16 protein-coding genes and 1 pseudogene are annotated in these 13612 nt (G+C 72.9%); 1 reads left to right on the forward strand and 16 read right to left on the reverse strand.

Going from position 1 to position 13612, the window contains the following annotated elements; all coding sequences use genetic code 11:
* Positions 1 to 116 precede the first annotated feature (116 nt).
* Positions 117 to 1409, forward strand: coding sequence for a pyridoxal phosphate-dependent aminotransferase (locus ACW62_RS25010; protein ID WP_083460143.1), 1293 nt, complete (start codon positions 117 to 119; stop codon positions 1407 to 1409).
* 393 nt (positions 1410 to 1802) lie between these two features.
* On the opposite strand, the gene ACW62_RS25015 is transcribed toward ACW62_RS25010, so the two are convergent.
* The 16 genes and pseudogenes from ACW62_RS25015 to ACW62_RS25090 form a co-directional block, all read right to left on the reverse strand.
* On the reverse strand, positions 1803 to 2732 hold the full coding sequence (locus ACW62_RS25015) for a tyrosine recombinase XerC (RefSeq protein WP_053206819.1): 930 nt from the start codon (positions 2730 to 2732) through the stop codon (positions 1803 to 1805).
* Positions 2733 to 2984: 252 nt separating this feature from the next.
* Positions 2985 to 3191, reverse strand: a complete 207-nt coding sequence (locus ACW62_RS25020; RefSeq protein WP_053206820.1) for a dodecin family protein — start codon at positions 3189 to 3191, stop codon at positions 2985 to 2987.
* Between the two features lie 78 nt (positions 3192 to 3269).
* On the reverse strand, positions 3270 to 4445 hold the full coding sequence (gene dprA / locus ACW62_RS25025; RefSeq protein WP_053206821.1) for a DNA-processing protein DprA: 1176 nt from the start codon (positions 4443 to 4445) through the stop codon (positions 3270 to 3272).
* Positions 4442 to 5947, reverse strand: a complete 1506-nt coding sequence (locus ACW62_RS25030) for a YifB family Mg chelatase-like AAA ATPase (RefSeq protein ID WP_240477411.1) — start codon at positions 5945 to 5947, stop codon at positions 4442 to 4444. The genes dprA and ACW62_RS25030 overlap by 4 nt, the downstream gene beginning before the upstream one ends.
* A 23-nt stretch (positions 5948 to 5970) precedes the next feature.
* Positions 5971 to 6327, reverse strand: a complete 357-nt coding sequence (locus ACW62_RS25035) for a YraN family protein (RefSeq protein WP_053206823.1) — start codon at positions 6325 to 6327, stop codon at positions 5971 to 5973.
* 297 nt (positions 6328 to 6624) lie between these two features.
* A complete protein-coding gene (locus ACW62_RS25040) occupies positions 6625 to 6933 on the reverse strand; it encodes a DUF2469 domain-containing protein (protein WP_046772400.1) in 309 nt (102 codons plus the stop codon).
* Positions 6930 to 7619: a ribonuclease HII gene (locus tag ACW62_RS25045; RefSeq protein WP_053206824.1), complete on the reverse strand. Its 690-nt coding sequence runs from the start codon at positions 7617 to 7619 to the stop codon at positions 6930 to 6932. Before ACW62_RS25045 ends, ACW62_RS25040 begins: the two co-directional genes overlap by 4 nt.
* A gap of 6 nt (positions 7620 to 7625) precedes the next feature.
* A complete protein-coding gene (lepB, locus tag ACW62_RS25050) occupies positions 7626 to 8363 on the reverse strand; it encodes a signal peptidase I (RefSeq protein WP_053206825.1) in 738 nt (245 codons plus the stop codon).
* A gap of 134 nt (positions 8364 to 8497) precedes the next feature.
* The gene (rplS, locus tag ACW62_RS25055; protein WP_205629580.1) at positions 8498 to 8848 is read right to left on the reverse strand and encodes a 50S ribosomal protein L19; all 351 of its coding nucleotides are present in this window, start codon (positions 8846 to 8848) and stop codon (positions 8498 to 8500) included.
* 130 nt (positions 8849 to 8978) lie between these two features.
* On the reverse strand, positions 8979 to 9761 hold the full coding sequence (trmD, locus tag ACW62_RS25060) for a tRNA (guanosine(37)-N1)-methyltransferase TrmD (protein ID WP_053206826.1): 783 nt from the start codon (positions 9759 to 9761) through the stop codon (positions 8979 to 8981).
* A gap of 8 nt (positions 9762 to 9769) precedes the next feature.
* Positions 9770 to 10279: a ribosome maturation factor RimM gene (gene rimM / locus ACW62_RS25065; RefSeq protein WP_053206827.1), complete on the reverse strand. Its 510-nt coding sequence runs from the start codon at positions 10277 to 10279 to the stop codon at positions 9770 to 9772.
* Positions 10280 to 10286: 7 nt separating this feature from the next.
* Positions 10287 to 10526, reverse strand: coding sequence for an RNA-binding protein (locus ACW62_RS25070; protein ID WP_053206828.1), 240 nt, complete (start codon positions 10524 to 10526; stop codon positions 10287 to 10289).
* 128 nt (positions 10527 to 10654) lie between these two features.
* Positions 10655 to 11197: pseudogene (rpsP, locus tag ACW62_RS25075) on the reverse strand (30S ribosomal protein S16); the annotation flags it as partial.
* Positions 11198 to 11362: 165 nt separating this feature from the next.
* Complete coding sequence (locus ACW62_RS25080; protein ID WP_053206829.1) at positions 11363 to 12583, reverse strand: MFS transporter; 1221 nt, start codon at positions 12581 to 12583, stop codon at positions 11363 to 11365.
* A 4-nt stretch (positions 12584 to 12587) separates the two neighbouring features.
* Positions 12588 to 12815: a hypothetical protein gene (locus tag ACW62_RS25085; protein ID WP_053206830.1), complete on the reverse strand. Its 228-nt coding sequence runs from the start codon at positions 12813 to 12815 to the stop codon at positions 12588 to 12590.
* Positions 12816 to 12824: 9 nt separating this feature from the next.
* Positions 12825 to 13469, reverse strand: coding sequence for a winged helix-turn-helix domain-containing protein (locus tag ACW62_RS25090; protein WP_053206831.1), 645 nt, complete (start codon positions 13467 to 13469; stop codon positions 12825 to 12827).
* Between the last annotated feature and the right edge of the window lie 143 nt (positions 13470 to 13612).

Consider the following 13612-nt stretch of genomic DNA (forward strand, 5'->3'; position numbering starts at 1 on the left):
GTATCGAGCCGAATCGGTTGTGCGGCGGGTCGCTGCTGGGCACTCTGGAGAGATCCAACGATCTTCGCGGGGCACGACTGCGTCCGCGACTCTCGCGTCCGGAGCTGACGTCCGCCATGTCCGTCCCTGTGTCCCCGACCCTCGCCCTCAACGAAGCCCTGGCGCAGAAGCGGCGCCACGGCCTGCCCGTCCTGCCGCTCGGATTCGGCGAGGCCGGGTTGCCGGTCCACCCGGCGCTGCGCGAGGCGCTGGCGATCGGGAGCAGCCGCAACGCCTACGGGCCGGTCGCGGGGACGGCCGAGCTGCGCGAGGCGGCCGCCGGCTACTGGGCGCGCCGCGGTCTGCCGACGGACCCGGAGCTGGTCGTGGCAGGCCCCGGCAGCAAGCCGCTGCTCTACGGACTGCTGCTCGCCCTCGGCGGCGACATCGTCGCGCCGTCGCCGGGCTGGGTGAGCTACCGGGCGCAGGCGCGGCTGACCGGCCACCGCCCCATCCACGTGCCGACGGTGCCGGGCCAGGGCGGTGTACCGCAGCCCGATCTCGTCGCCGATGCGGTGCGCGCGGCACGGGCGGCCGGGCGCACCGTCCGCAGCGTTGTCGTCACGACTCCGGACAACCCCACTGGCGACGTCGCGTCGCGCAACGCCGTCGAGCGGCTCACCGACGTGGCTCGCGAGTTGGACCTCGCCATCGTCTCCAACGAGATCTACCGCGACCTCGTCCACGATCCCAGCACGTTCGTGCACAGCCCGGCCGAGTTCGCGCCAGAGCGGACGATCGTCACGACCAGCCTCTCGAAGAGCCTCGCCCTCTGCGGCTGGCGCCTCGGCGTCATGCGCTTGCCGGACGGCCCGCTCGGCCGGTCGCTGCTGTCGGACCTGCTGGGCGTTGCGAGCGAGGTGTGGTCCAGCCCAGCGGCGCCGGTTCAGTACGCCGCCGCGTACGCGTTCGGCGAGCCCGAGGAGCTGACCGAACGGGTCGAGCGCAGCCGCCGCCTGCACGGCGCCGTGGTTCGGGCCGTGGCCGACCGGCTGCGGCGCGCGGGCGCCGACTTCCCGACTCCGCGGGCCGGCTTCTACCTCTACCCCGACTTCGGCGGTTGGAGCGGCTACCTCGAGCGCGAGCACGGCATCACGACCGGCCGGCAACTGGCGGCGCACCTGCTCGACGCGTACGGGCTCGGCGGCCTGCCCGCGGCCGACTTCGAGGGCGGCCACGACGCGCTGCGGCTCCGGCTGGCGACCAGCCTGCTGTACGGCGACACCGACGTGCAGCGCTACGCCGCCCTCGCCGCCGACGACCCGACGCGGTTGCCCTGGATCCGGGCGCACCTCGATCGCCTCGACGAGATCTTGACCGACCTCGCTCGCCACGCCGACCCGGTCCAGGCTCGCGGCTGGGCCTGCTGACTCCGATCGGCCGACGCCTCGACCAGCCAACGCTTCGACCGGCCGACGCCCCGGTCAGGCGACCTCGACCCGGCCGACGTCGCGATGAACCGGTGCCACGCTCAACCGGTGCCACGCTCAGCCGACGCCAGGTCGGCTGGGTGGGCGGGCCGTCGCGGTCGCGGTCGTCTGCCGGCGGGTTGGGGTGAGTCGCCGGCGTCTTGGGAGCCGGCCGCTCCGGGGCGCGAGCCGCCGCCGTCCCGGGCGTCCACCGGCGAGTGAGGGTTGAGTCGCCCGGTGCCTTGGGAGCCGACCGCTCCGGAGCGAGCCGTCGCCGTCCCGGGCGTCCGCCGCCCCCGCAGCGCCGTCGCCGTCCCGGGTGTCTGCCAGCGCGTCGTTGAGCCGTCGGCGGGGTCAGGCGCGCGGATGAGCCTGCTTGTACGCCTTGCGCAATCGGTCGACCGAGACGTGGGTGTAGATCTGCGTCGTGCCGAGGGAAGCGTGGCCGAGCAGTTCCTGGACGCTGCGCAGATCGGCGCCGCCTTCGAGGAGATGCGTCGCGGCGGTGTGGCGGAGCCCGTGCGGGCCGAGGTCGGGCGCGCCGGGCACCGCTCGCAGCCGACGGTGCACGATGGTGCGGGCAGTGCGCTGGTCGAGCCGGCCACCACGGACGCCGACGAACAAGGCGGGGCCCGCGGCGGGCGTGGCCAGCTCCGGCCGGCCCGCACGCAACCACGCGTCGAGTGCCTCGGCCGCGGGCACGCCGTAGGGCACCGTCCGCTCCTTGCGCCCCTTGCCGAGAACGCGCACGACCCGACGGCCGTCGTCGAGGTCGTCGACGTCCAGGCCGACCAGCTCGCCGACCCGGATGCCGGTGGCGTACAGCAGTTCCAGCAGCGCGTGGTCGCGCAGGTTCACCGGATCGCCGTCCGAGGCGTCGTCGGCAGCCGCGTCCATCAGCGTCGAAGCCTCGCCTGCGCGCAGCACCTCGGGCAGCGCGCGGCGCGCCTTCGGTGTCGCGAGCGCCGCGCCGACGTCTTCGCCGAGCAGCCCGCTGCGGTGCGCCCACGCCGTGAACACCCGCGCCGCCGACGCCCGCCGGGCGATCGTGGCGCGCGACCTGCCCAGCGTGCTCTGCCGCGCAAGCCAGCTGCGCAGCGCGGCGAGATCGAGTTGGCCGACCTCGCTGCGCCCCAGCTTCGCCAGGTGCTCCATCAACGCCGCGATGTCGCCGGTGTAGGCGCGGATCGTGTGTTCGGACCGATCGCGCTCCGACTCCAGATGCCGCGCGAACTCCACGATCGCGCCGGCCAGCGCCTCGGGCAGCTCCACGTCGGCGTCCATGCCTCAAGGATCACCCGCCGACGCGTTCGGACGGCGCCGCCACGCGGACGGCTGCCGGCCCACCCTGCCGGCTGACCGTGACCTCACCAGCGGACCACCACCCGGAACGGCGGCCGACTGACCTCACCGGCCGACCGTGACCTCACCGGCGAACCGCGCACCGCGGCCGGCCACGGGGTAACGGGGTAGCGGGGTAGTTGTCAGCGGCGGTGCCGACCAGCGTCAGCCGACACCGCCGGGCGAGCAGCGGTGTCAGTCGTCGAGGACGAAGGTGACTTCCAAGGCCACCTGGTACGCGACGATCTCGCCGTCGCGGATCTCGACCTTCTGGTCCTTGACCCAGGCGCCGGAGACGTTGCGCAGCGTCTGGTTGGCGCGCGCGATGCCCAGGCGCACCGCGTCGTCGAAGCTCGTCTCGGAGCGAGCGCTGATATTGGTGATACGTGCGACAGAGCCCATGAGCGGTTCCCCTCTCCCTGCCGGCGCCGCCCGATGGCGTGGCGCCCATTGCGTCCATGCATACCCCTTCCAGGCTGGTCATGTGCGGGTTTCCGGCGGACTGATCGTCGAACCGAGCCGCCAGCCACCCTCCTCGCGGGTCACCCAGCCGACGGCGGCCAGCTCGCGCAGCGCCGTCGCGACCGTCCGGGCGGGCAGACCGGTGCGGCGGGCGAGAACTGCGGCGGTCTCGACGGCGCCGGCCTGCATCCACTCGCGGACCATCGCGTGCGCGGGCAGGAGGTCGTCGATGGGCCGGGACTCGCGCTCGGGATCGGGCGACATGTGCTCGCCGATGCGGCCGATCGCCTCGAGGACGTCCGCCACGCCGGTGACCAGCGTGCCGGCGCCGTCGCGGACCAGCCGGTGACAGCCCGCGGAGAGCGCCGACGTGACGGGCCCGGGCACGACGAGCGTCTCGCGGCTGAGCTTCTGTGCCCACCCGGCCGTGCTGAGCGCACCGGACCGCGGCGCCGCCTCGACGACGACCGTGCCGGCGCTCAGCGCGGCGATGATGCGGTTGCGGGCGAGGAACCACGCGCGCATCGGCCGGCTGCCCGGCGGCACCTCGCTGATGATCAGCCCGTCGGCCGCGATGCGTTCGAGCAGCTGGGCGTGGATGCGCGGATACGGCACGTCGACGCCGCAGGCGAGGACGGCGATCGTCGGGCCGCCGACGCCGAGGGCGCCCCGGTGCGCGGCGGCGTCGATGCCGTACGCGGCGCCGGACACCACCGTCCGGCCGGCCAGCGCGAGGTCCGTCGCCAGGTCGGACGCGACCCGCCCGCCGTAGCGCGAGCAGGCCCGCGATCCGACCATCGCGACCGCCGACTCGGCCAGCGCCGCGAGGTCGCCGTCGCCGAACAGCCACAGCCCCAGCGGCGGCGGGACGCGGTCGGCGTAGTCGAGCGTGGACGTCATGTCGTCCAGCGGCGGCGGCCACCCCGGCTCGCCCGGACACAGGTAGCGGATGTCGAGGTCATCGGCCCGTTCCAGCACCTCCGCGCCGTCGACATACTCGGCCCGCCGCCGCAACATCCGGGACAGGTCGAGGGAGTCGTCGCCGCCGAGGACGGCCTGCCACGTCGCCTCGGCGCCGTCGTCGCGCACACGGAGGGCGATGCGTACGTCGCCCGGCTCGGTGACCGCGGACAGCGCGGCCCGGGCAGCCCGTTCGGCGGACGACTTGGCAACGTGCAGCTGTTCGGGGCTCATACCGCCTCCCCCAGCCGGAACAGCAGCGCCGCGCCCACGTCGTCGGCGGTCGGACGGTCGCGGCCGGCGAGGTCCGCGATGGTCCAGGCGACCCGCAAGACACGGTCGACGCCGCGCAGGGTCAGGCTGCCGTTGCGGACCCCGGCGAACGCCGGAGCGGTGACGTCGCCGGAGAGTTTCAGCTCGCGCCGCAGGTAGGGGCCGGGCAACTCGCCGTTGCAGCGCCACGGTGTGCCGCGCAGCCGCCGCTCCTGACGCGCGCGGGCCTCGGCCACGCGATCGGCGACGACCTTGCTGGGCTCGGCGTCGGTGTCGAGCTCGGCCATGGTGGGCGGTTCGACGCCGACGCGGAGGTCGATGCGGTCGCGGACCGGGCCGGACAATCGCCGGCCGTACCGGCGGACGGCGTCGGGCCTGCAGGTGCACTCGCGGACGGTGCTGCCGTGGTTGCCGCACGGGCACGGATTCTGCGCCATGACCAGCAGGAAGCGCGCCGGGAACATCGCCGTCGCCTCCGAGCGGGACAGCGTGAGGACGCCGCTCTCGAGCGGCTGGCGCAGGGCGTCGAGCACGCGCGCCTGGAACTCCGGGACCTCGTCGAGGAACAGCGTGCCGCGATGCGCCAGGCTGGCCGCGCCGGGATGCGGGATCCGCTGGCCGCCACCGACGATCGCGACCGGCGACGCGGTGTGGTGCGGGTCGACGAACGGCGGCCGGACGACCAGCGGACGGCCGGGTGGCAGCACACCCGCGATCGAGTGGATGGACGTGACCTCCAGCGATTCGTCGATGGACAGGTCGGGCAGCAGCGACGGCAGCCGCCGCGCCAGCATGGTCTTGCCGGAGCCCGGCGTACCGGAGAGCAGCAGGTGGTGATGGCCTGCGGCGGCGATCTCGACCGCGCGCTTCGCGGTGTCCTGGCCGGCAACGTCGGCGAGGTCGAGCGTGTCGTCGTCGAGCGGCGCCAGGATGTTGACGCTCCCGTCGAGCTCGTCGAGCGGCTCGTCGGGAATCTCGACGCCGCGAAGATAGGCGAGCACCTGCCGCAGCGACCGGGCGCCGAACACGCGCATGCCCGGGATCAGCCGCGCCTCAGCTGCGTTGGGCTCGGGAACGACGGCGTGGGTCAGGCCGGCCCGCTCGGCGGCCAGGACGGCGGGCAGCACGCCACGGACCGGGTGCAGGCGCCCGTCGAGCGCCAGTTCGCCGAGGAACAGCACGCCGTCGGCCGCGGCGAGCGGCACCCGTTCGGCCGCGGCGAGGATGGCCACGGCGACGCCGAGGTCGAAGTGGCTGCCGCGTTTGGGCAATGCCGCCGGCGACAGGCTGACGGTGATGCGCTGCAACGGCCACGTCTCGCGGCTGGACAGGACGGCGGCGCGGACGCGGTCGCGCGACTCGTACAACGACGCGTCCGGCAGCCCGACCAGCGAGAACCCGGGCATGCCGCCGAGGTGCACCTCGATGTCGACGATGGTGCCGCGCACGCCGACGATCGCCACGCTCCGACAACGGGACGGCCGTGTCATTGCGCACCTCGCACGTGGACGACCTGTGGCTCGCCAGCTGGACGGCAGTGCACCGCTATGACGTCCACCCGCAGGTCGGTGGTCGCGCGCCCGGTCTCGTCGCGCCAGCGGCGGGCGAGGCGATGGAGCCTGGCCAGCTTCCGCGGCGTGACGGCCTCGAGCCCCGAGCCGAACCCCAGAGCACTACGTGTCTTGACCTCGCACACGACGACGGTGGCGCCGTCGAGCGCGACGATGTCGATCTCGCCGATGTCGCAGCGCCAGTTGCGCGCCAGCACGACGAACCCGGTCTCTTGCAGATACGCCACGGCGACCCGTTCGCCGTAGACGCCGACGCTGTCCTTGAGTCGCACCGGCCTCACCTCCGCCACGAGCCTCGCCGGATCGGGCGGCCGGTTCGACCCCGAAATCGCCGAATGTGGATAACCGGAGGAATCGGGTGAGGCTGTGGACGAGCGGCTACCGCGACGGCGCCGCGGCCATGTGGAGGCACGGTGTCGTGCTGGCGACCCCACGGAAGCACGGCGCCGCCCGGGCAACCACGGGGCCGCTCGGGCCGAGCGTTCGCCACGGAAGCACGGCGTCGCCCAGGCCCGAGCGCTCGCCCCGGAACGGGCCGGCCGGCAGGACGACCAGGGCGGCGCGGCTCGTCAGGTCTTGGGGATCTCCAGGTCGCTCTTCGCCAGCTCCTCGACGTTCACGTCCTTGAACGTGACGACCTTGACGTTCTTGACGAAGCGGGCCGGGCGGTACATGTCCCAGACCCAGGCGTCGCTCATGGTGACCTCGAAGTAGACGTCGCCGCCTTCGCCGCGTACCTGGAAGTCGACGTTGTTGGTGAGGTAGAAGCGGCGTTCGGTCTCCACCACGTACGAGAACAGGCCGACCACGTCGCGGTACTCGCGGTAGAGGGAAAGCTCCATCTCGGTCTCGTACTTCTCGAGATCCTCAGCACTCATAGGTCGGGTTCCCCTTTCCAGCCTTCGTCTCCAAGGGATACCACGCGCGCGACGTTGGCGTAGGACCGACGGTGAACGGGGCTGGGCCCGTTCGCGGTCAACGCCTGCTGATGATCGTCGGTCACGTAGCCCTTGTGTGCGTCGAACCCGTAGGCGGGCCACTGTTCGTGCAGGTCACACATGATCCGGTCGCGGGTGACCTTGGCGATGACGGACGCCGCGGCGATGCAGGCCGCCACTTGGTCACCCTTCCACATTGCGAGCCCGGGCACGCCGAGTCCGGTGACCGGGAAGCCGTCGGTGAGAACGTACGACGGCGCGGGGTCGAGGCGGGCGAGGGCCCGGCGCATGGCGATGATGTTGCTGCGGTGCAGCCCGACGCGGTCGACCTCGTCGGGCGGGACGATGATGACGGACCAGGCGACGGCGCGGGCGAGGACGTGGTCGTAGGCACGTTCGCGGGCCGCCGGCGTCAGCAGCTTGGAGTCGGCCAGGCCGGGCACCTCGCCCCGCTTGCCCGGCGCGAGGACGGCGGCGCCGACGACGAGCGGGCCGGCGCAGGCGCCCCGTCCGGCCTCGTCGGCGCCCGCGACCGGCGCGAACCCGGACCGGGCCAGCGTCCGCTCATAGGCGTACAGTCCGGCGTCGCGCCGGACCAGGATGCGTCGTCGGGCGAGTGTGGGCATGACGGATCAGGATTCGGGGACGTCGTCGAACACGCCGTTGCTGCCGAGGCCGCCCCAGCGGCTGAACGGCCAGGCGATGGCGAACGCCCGCCCGACGACGAGGTCGGCGGAGAACGTGCCGTGGATGCGGGAGTCGCCGGAGTTGGAGCGGTGGTCGCCCATGACGAACAGCTCGCCGTCGGGGACCGTGCGCTCGAACTCGTTCAGCGACGGGGAGTCGCCCGGGTACAGGTACGACGTCTCGTCGATGGCGGTGCCGTTGACGGTGAGCTGCCCGGCGTCGTCGCAGCAGGCCACGGTGTCGCCGCCGACGCCGATGACGCGCTTGATCAGGTGCTCCTCGGAGTCGTCGGGCAGCACGCCGACGAACTCGAAGACGTCCTTGATGGCGCCGCCGACGCCGGTGCCGCCGGACGGCGCTTGGTCGCCCAGCCAGCGGTCGGGGTCCTCGAACACGACGACGTCGCCGCGGTGGATGTCGCCGAACTGCAGGCTGATCTTCGACACCAGCACGCGGTCGCCCACCAGCAGGGTGTCTTCCATCGACCCGGACGGGATGAGGAACGCCTGCACGAGGAAGATCCGCACGACCGTGGCGATGAGCAAGGAGAGCGCCACCACGATGGCGGTCTCCTTGAAGAAGGCGGCCAACCCGTTCCGAGTGCCGCCGCCGGGCGTCTCGGTGTCGTCGCCGCCGCGACGCGGGCTCCCGTCGCCTTCCCGAGGCACGTTCTCCTCGGTCACGGCATCTCCCTGGGGTTTCCGGGGCGAGCCCGGCGAAGAGTCGAACGCTTCCGGTGGCACGTGAGCAACAATACGTGCCTCGGGCACGCTACCCGGTGGCGGTGCCGTGCCACCGGGTTCCCGTCAGGGGAGCGTCAGACCGTCTCGCGCTTCTCGCGGATCTTGGCGGCCTTGCCACGCAGGTTGCGCAGGTAGTAGAGCTTCGCCCGGCGGACGTCGCCGCGGGTGACCAGCTCGATCCTCTCGATGACGGGGGTGTGCACCGGGAACGTGCGCTCGACGCCGACGCCGAAGCTCACCTTGCGGACGGTGAACGTCTCGCGGATGCCCGAGCCCTGGCGGCGGATGACGACGCCCTGGAAGATCTGGATACGGGAGCGGTTGCCCTCGACGACGCGGACGTGGACCTTGAGGTTGTCGCCGGCGCGGAAGGCGGGGATGTCGTCGCGCAGCTGCGCGGAGTCGACGGAGTCGAGCAGGTGCATGATGGGTTCGCTCTCTCGCGGGGCGCCACAGGTCGCCTGCGGATTCAAGTGTTGTCAGGGTCGACGTGCCCGGACCTTCGCGTCGGCGCTCCCCCTGTGGCAGGGGCGTCGCGAGCCGGGCACCAGCGGGTCAGTCTGCCACAGACGGCGGCGGAACCGGAAACCCGGCCGCGTCGAGAACCTCGCGGTCGCGGGCGTCCAGCACGGCGGGGTCGAGCCGGGCGACGAGGTCCGGACGGCGCTCGGCGGTGCGGCGCAGCGCCTGGTCGCGCCGCCACCGGGCGACGTTGCCGTGGTGGCCGGAGAGCAGCACCTCGGGGACGTCCAGCCCGCGCCACGTCGGCGGCTTGGTGTAGACGGGGTATTCGAGCAGGCCGTCGGCGCCGTGCGACTCCTCGACCAGCGACTCCGGGTTGCCGACGACGCCGGGCAGCAGCCGCGCGACCGCCTCGACGACGACCAGCGCGGCGACCTCGCCGCCGTTGAGCACGTAGTCGCCCAGCGACAGCTCGGTGACGGGCAGCCGGGTGGCGGCGTCCTCGACGAGGCGCGCGTCGATGCCCTCGTACCGCCCGCAGGCGAACACCAGCCACGGCTCACCGGCCAGCTCGTGCGCGATGTCCTGGGTGAACGGCCGGCCGGACGGCGTCGGCACCAGCAGCCGCGGCACGCGACCGGACGCGCCGGAGCCGATGACGTCGTCGAGCGCCGCGCCCCACACGTCGGGCTTCATCACCATGCCGGCGCCGCCGCCGTACGGGGTGTCGTCGACGGTGCGGTGGCGGTCGGTGGCCCAATCGCGCAGGTCGTGGACGCGCAGGTCCAGGACGCCGGCTTCTCGGGCCTTCCCGACCAGGGAGAGGTCCAGTGGCGTCAGATAGTCCGGGAAGATCGTGACGACGTCGATCCGCATGCGAACAATCAGTCCTCGAACAGTCCGGGCGGCGGGTCGACGACCAGCCGGGACGCCGCGACGTCGACCTCCGGCACGATCTCGGTGACGAACGGCACCAGCGCCTCGCCGCCGCCGGGCCGTCCGATGGAGATGAGGTCCTGGCCGGGTCCGTGGATGATCTCGCGGACGACGCCCAGCTCGGCGCCGTCGACGCCGACGACGGCCAGCCCGACCAACTGATGGTCGAAGAACTCGTCCGGGTCGTCGGTGGTGGCGCCGTTGGGGATCTCGGCCAGCAGCAGCGTGCCGCGCAGCCCTTCGGCGACGGTGCGGTCGGGGACGGCGTCGAACGTCACCAGCAACCGCCCGCTGTGCCAGCGGGACCCGAGAACAGTCAGCGGGCCCCGCTGGGCGGGATCGGTGGCGAGGACGGCGCCGTCGGCGAACCGCTCGTCGGGGGTGTCCGTGCGGACGTCCACGGAAACCTCGCCGCGGACGCCGTGCGCGCGCCCGATGCGCCCGACGGTGACGATCACCGCGGGGTCAGCGCCCGTCGACGTCGACGAAGTCGATGCGGACGCCGCCGTCGGACGACAGCGCCGCGACGACCGTGCGGAACGACGTGGCCGTGCGGCCGCCGCGGCCGATGACCTTGCCGAGGTCGTCGGGGTGGACCCGGACCTCGAGCAGCCGGCCGCGGCGGAGCTGACGCGTGCGCACGCTGACGTCGTCGGGGTGGTCGACCACCCCGGCGACCAGGTGCTCCAGCGCCTCGGCCAGCATCAGGACTCGTCAGCCTTCGCCTCGGCGGCCGGCGCGTCGTCGGCCTTGGCCTCGGGCGCCTCGTCAGCCTTCGGCTCGTCGGCCTTCGGCTCGTCGGCCTTCGGCTCGTCGGCCTTCGGCGCCTCGGCCTTGGCCTCGTCGGCCTTGACCTCGTCCGCCTTGGGCTCCTCCGCCTTCGCGTCGGCCTTCGGCTCGTCCGCCTTCGGCTCGTCGGCCTTCGGCGCCTTGGGCTCGTCGGCCTTCGCGTCGGCCTTGGCCTCGGACTTCTTGGCGGCGGACTTCTTGGCCGGCCTCTTCTTCGCCGTGGTGGCCTCGGACTTCGGCTCGCCGTGCACCTCGGCCAGCGCGGCGTCGAACGCGGCCCGCTTCTCGGCCTTCGGCTCGGCGACCTTCAGCGTGCCCTCGGCGCCCGGGAGGCCCTTGTGCTTCTGCCAGTCGCCCGTGACCTTGAGGATCGCCAGCACCGGCTCGGTCGGCTGCGCGCCGACGCCCAGCCAGTACTGCGCGCGCTCGGAGTCGACCTGGATGAGGCTCGGCTCGAGCTTCGGGTTGTACAGGCCGATCTCCTCGATGGCCCGGCCGTCGCGCTTGGTGCGCGAGTCGGCCACGATGATGCGGTAGTGCGGCGCGCGGATCTTGCCCATCCGCTTCAGCTTGATCTTGACAGCCACTGGGGTGGAGTCTCCTTGGAATGTTCACGCACGGGTGAGCCGCCGTCACCTGAGTGGGGCACCGGCCACGACGGTTCGATGGATCCGGTGTTCGAGGGTGAGAGGGCCGCACGTCCGCCGGTTCAGCAGGCCATTGTGCCAGATCGTGGCGCGCGGACCCAACTCCTACACCGTCTGGGCGGCCGGCTGCTCGTCTGTGACGGCGGCGGGCGCGGCGACGCGGCGGGCGAGGAGGACGACGCCGCAGGTCAGGACCGTGGCAGCCATGGCGGCGACGAGCAGGCGGAAGTCGACGACGGAGATCAGCGCGGCTCCCGCGGCAGTGCCCGCGACCTGCGGCCCGTTCAGCACCATGTTCGTCGCGGCGGACGTGCGGCCCTGCAGCCGGGTGGGGGTGAGCCGCTGCCGCAGCGTCACCATGCCGACGACCGCCCACACCACGCCCAGCCCGAGCACGACCGCCCCGGCCACCACGACGGCGACCGACGGCGCCAGCGCGGCGGCCAGCCCGGCGGCGACCGCCGCGAGCCCGACGCCCACCGCCGTCCGCTCCCCCGTCCGCCTGATCAGCAGCGCCACCGTCAGCCCGCCGACGATCGAGCCGCCGCCCTGGATGCTGGCGAGGACGCCGAAGAACTCGCTCGGCAGGCCCAGCGCCTCGACGATGGCGAACGTCGTGGAGTTCGCGATGCCGGTGATCGCGACCGCGATGGCCAGCAGCAGCATCAGGTCGGCCAGCTGCGGCGTGGCGCGCAGGTGCCGGAACCCGGCGGTCAGCTCGCGCCGGAAGCCCTCGCGCTCGGCGGCGGGCGTCGGCGCACTCTCGTCGACGCGCACCGTCAGGACCACCAGCGCGGCGATGACCAGCATGGACGCCGTCAGGACGGCCACCGCGCCGCCCCCGTAGAGCGCGTAGACGCCGGCGCCGGCCAGCGGTGTGAGCAGCCGCAGCCCCTGGTCGAGCGTGGTGAGCAGCCCGTTCGCGCCGGCCAGGTCGTCGTCGTCGAGCATGTCCTTGAGCAGCCCGGACTGCGCCGCGCTGGTGACGTAGCCGACCCAGCCGTACCCGAACGTCACCAGGTAGATCAGCCACAGGTCGGCGGCGTCGTCGACGGCCAGCAGCGCCAGCACCCCGGCCGCCGCGACCACGTTGACGCCCGCGACCAGCCGCCGGCGCGACAGGCGGTCGGCCAGCTGCCCGGCCAGCGGCGCCAGGAACACCGGAAGGCCGAGCATCAGGAACACCATGCCCGCGGCGGCGTTGCTGCCGGTGAGATCCTTGGCCCAGATCGCGACCGTCAGGTACAGCGCGCTGTCGCCGAAATTGCTGAACGTCCAGGCGACGGTGAGCCGGCGGAACGGCCGGTGCGCCAGCGCGGACGGCACCGGCTCAGGCCGCGCTGATCAGCCGGATGACGGCGGACGGCGCGCCCGCCGCGTCGGCTCCACCGCGCGCGGAGCTGGCCTCGCGATCGAGGCGGGCGGCGAGCCGGGCGGACCGGTCGGCCCAGCGGCGTAACCGGCGCGCCCGGACGAGGTCGCGGCGGGCCCGGTAGCGGGCGGCGGACGTGCGGCGCTCGGCGTGCGTGTCGTGGTGGAGGCTGGGCTCGATGAACATGGCGGTCTCCTACTGCTCGTCAGGGGCGGTGTCGGCCGCGGCGTCGGCTGCGGCGGGTGCTGTGCGGTGGGAGTCGAGGTCGGGGTCGGGGCTCAGGGCGCCGAGGAAGTGCACGACGCGGGCGTCGTCGGGCCGGGACGCGGGATCGTCGCGGCGCTGCCCGTACCGCGCCACGATGTCGTCGACGAACCCGCCGAGCCGCTCGATGGCCTCCTCGAGCTCGTCGCGGGTCAGCCAGAAGCTGGACGTGTTGATCACCATGGACTGGCCCCACCCGGGCCCGAGATCCGCCGCCCGGCCGATGGTGCGCAGCAGGCGGTCGGCCTCGCGCTCGACGACGATCCGCGCGAACGCCGACGCCTCCCGCACCGACTCGGGGTTCTCGACGTCAGGCCCGACGGTGCGGTTGCGGCTCACCAGCTGCCACGGCTTCTCCCGCCCGCGCGGCTCCCCCAGCTCGACGTAGCCGTACTTCGCCAGCATGCGCAGGTGGAACGAGCAGCTGGCGACGCTCTCGCCGGTGCGTTCGGCGCACTCGGTGGCGGTCAGCTCCGGCTCGATGCCCAGGAGATCCATGAGCTGGAGGCGGAGCGGGTGCGCGAGAGCCCGCATCGACTGCGGGTCGGTGACCTTCTGCGGGTGTTCGCTGGGCATGAGGTAAAGGTACCTTGCTAAAGAGTTCTTTAGCAAGGGTTGTTGAGCAAGAAGTCTTGCTCAAGGTTGGCCGACCAACCCCATGATCATCAACCTTTTGCGACGCTATGACGTCGCAAAAGGTTGATGATCTCTCTGTCAAG

The organism is Jiangella muralis, assembly GCF_001270745.1.
Classification (GTDB): Bacteria; Actinomycetota; Actinomycetes; order Jiangellales; family Jiangellaceae; genus Jiangella; species Jiangella muralis.

Coding starts and splice junctions, on each gene's coding strand:
- ACW62_RS25045 (WP_053206824.1), bottom strand. CDS start 7,619: ATGCCCACACTCGCCCGACGACGCATCCTGGTCCGGCGCGACGCCGGA.
- trmD (WP_053206826.1), bottom strand. CDS start 9,761: ATGCGGATCGACGTCGTCACGATCTTCCCGGACTATCTGACGCCACTG.
- ACW62_RS25040 (WP_046772400.1), bottom strand. CDS start 6,933: ATGAGTGCTGAGGATCTCGAGAAGTACGAGACCGAGATGGAGCTTTCC.
- dprA (WP_053206821.1), bottom strand. CDS start 4,445: ATGAGCCCCGAACAGCTGCACGTTGCCAAGTCGTCCGCCGAACGGGCT.
- ACW62_RS25015 (WP_053206819.1), bottom strand. CDS start 2,732: ATGGACGCCGACGTGGAGCTGCCCGAGGCGCTGGCCGGCGCGATCGTG.
- rplS (WP_205629580.1), bottom strand. CDS start 8,848: ATGCACCTGCTCGACTCCGTCGACTCCGCGCAGCTGCGCGACGACATC.
- ACW62_RS25020 (WP_053206820.1), bottom strand. CDS start 3,191: ATGGGCTCTGTCGCACGTATCACCAATATCAGCGCTCGCTCCGAGACG.
- ACW62_RS25090 (WP_053206831.1), bottom strand. CDS start 13,469: ATGCCCAGCGAACACCCGCAGAAGGTCACCGACCCGCAGTCGATGCGG.
- ACW62_RS25070 (WP_053206828.1), bottom strand. CDS start 10,526: ATGCTGGCCGAGGCGCTGGAGCACCTGGTCGCCGGGGTGGTCGACCAC.
- ACW62_RS25010 (WP_083460143.1), top strand. CDS start 117: ATGTCCGTCCCTGTGTCCCCGACCCTCGCCCTCAACGAAGCCCTGGCG.
- ACW62_RS25085 (WP_053206830.1), bottom strand. CDS start 12,815: ATGTTCATCGAGCCCAGCCTCCACCACGACACGCACGCCGAGCGCCGC.